Source organism: Bacteroidota bacterium, assembly GCA_034723125.1.
GTDB lineage: Bacteria > Bacteroidota > Bacteroidia > CAILMK01 > JAAYUY01 > JAYEOP01.
Genome location: JAYEOP010000466.1, coordinates 1 through 1,982, shown reverse-complemented (window position 1 = coordinate 1,982; position 1,982 = coordinate 1). Strand labels below are relative to the sequence as shown.

The 1,982-nt window shown below is 29.7% G+C and carries 1 protein-coding gene; it reads left to right on the top strand.

The window, feature by feature from the left end:
- Nucleotides 1-136 precede the first annotated feature (136 nt).
- On the top strand, nucleotides 137-1,982 hold a 1,846-nt coding region (locus U9R42_12105), incomplete at its 3' end, for a hypothetical protein (protein MEA3496760.1).

The window sequence follows — 1,982 nt, the reverse complement described above, 5'->3', positions numbered from 1 at the left end:
AAATTCATGATTTAAATGTAAAAGAATTTGAATTGAAAAAGCAAATCAAGGGAATTTATTTCTTAAAAATTGAATTGACGGATGGGAATAAGCTTGTACAAAAAATTGTTTTTAAATAAATAAAAAATTAATAATTATGAAAAAATTAAGCATTCACCTTTTATTAAGTTTAATGTTAATATTTGTATTTAACACAGAAGTAAAATCATCTTGGTTTTTGGGGGGAGACTTAAGTTATACAAATATAGGACAAGATAGTTTTATAATAAAGTTGGTTATGTACAGAGATTGTAACAGTATTAATCCGTGGAATGCAAACATTACAATCAAGTGTAAATCAACCAATCAAACTATTACTACAGTTACTATTCCAAAGCCTACAGGAATTGATATAACCCCTGTTTGTTCAAATAGTTGTACAAGATGTCAATCAGGCTCATGTTCATTTCCCTATGGTGTTGAAAAGTATGAATATCAAAAGTTAGTTGTCTTAAATACCACATGCTGTGAATTAATATTATCCTATCAAATGTGTTGTAGAATCGTTAGTATAACAACAGGTTCAGCAAACAAGATTTTTTATATCGAATCAACTTTAAACAGATGTATAACTCCTCAAAACAGTTCTCCAATTTTCAAAGCAGACCCTCTGCTTTTACTTTGCAAAGGTCAAAGTTATCAATTAAATATTGGTGCGTATAAAACAGATGGTGATTCTTTGACTTATGAATTTGCTTATCCCCAAAAAGCACACAATTCAGATATTTCATACATAGGTCAATACGATTATAATAAACCCATATATTTCTGGGATTTTCCAAATAATAATTTACCATTTCCAAAAGGTATGCACCTTGACCCTATAAATGGGGATATTTCTTTCAAACCAATGAAAAGTGAACAAACAGTAATGGTAATAAAAGTTTCAGAATTTCGCAATGGTGTAAAGATAGGGGAAATTCGTAGAGATGTAATTCTTCACATTCTCAATTGCCCTACCAACTCAAATCCAAAGTTATTAGCTAATGCTTACAAATCGATACATATTGGAGACTCAATAAATTATATAATAGGAAGTTCTGATCCTGATGCAAATGATACATTATTAATATCTTACGACAATTCTATTCCCAGTGCAACATGGACAAATAATAATGGTGTAAAACATCCATACGGAACTTTAAAATGGATTCCTGACAGTTCTTATCAAAGAAAATCACCGTATATTTTTACTGTTAGTGCAAAAGACGATGTTTGTCCTTTATTTGGTGCCACATCAAGGGCATATAAAATTTATATTACTCCTGAGCCGTCAGCAATTTATAACATAACAGATTTAGGCTGTGGTAAATATAAATTTTCCGCTAATACATTTCAAGATTATGATTTAGATGTAATTTGGAATAATGAGAAAAAAATTTTAAGTAATCAAAAAACTTTTAATTATAAATTTAGCAAACCCGGAATTTATCCAATACAACTTCAGGTTTATAACCCTTTTCAAGATACAACAACATATTTTGATACAATTACAACAAATCCTTTTCTATGGGCATATTTACCTAAAGATACAAATATTTGTCATGGAGATAGCATGACTATTTCTGCACAAATTTTTAATAATCAAGGTTATACTTCTATTAATTGGAACACAAACGACACAACACAAACAATTCAAACAGCTCAATTATTTCAAGATAAAACATATACGGTAACTGTTCAGGATCAATCAGGATGTTCGTTTACAGCACAAACAAAAGTAACTGTAAACACTATAAATGTTGACCTTGGTCAGGATATTGGATTTTGCATATACGATAGCATTAGTTTAGATGTCAACTATATTTTAAACGGAGGAAACTTCTCCTCTGTTGAATGGACCAAATACGGTAATACAAGTTTTCACAAAAATACAAATAACATTTTCGTCCATGATTCCGGTACTTACATTTGCAAGATAACTGATGATATAGGATGTTTTA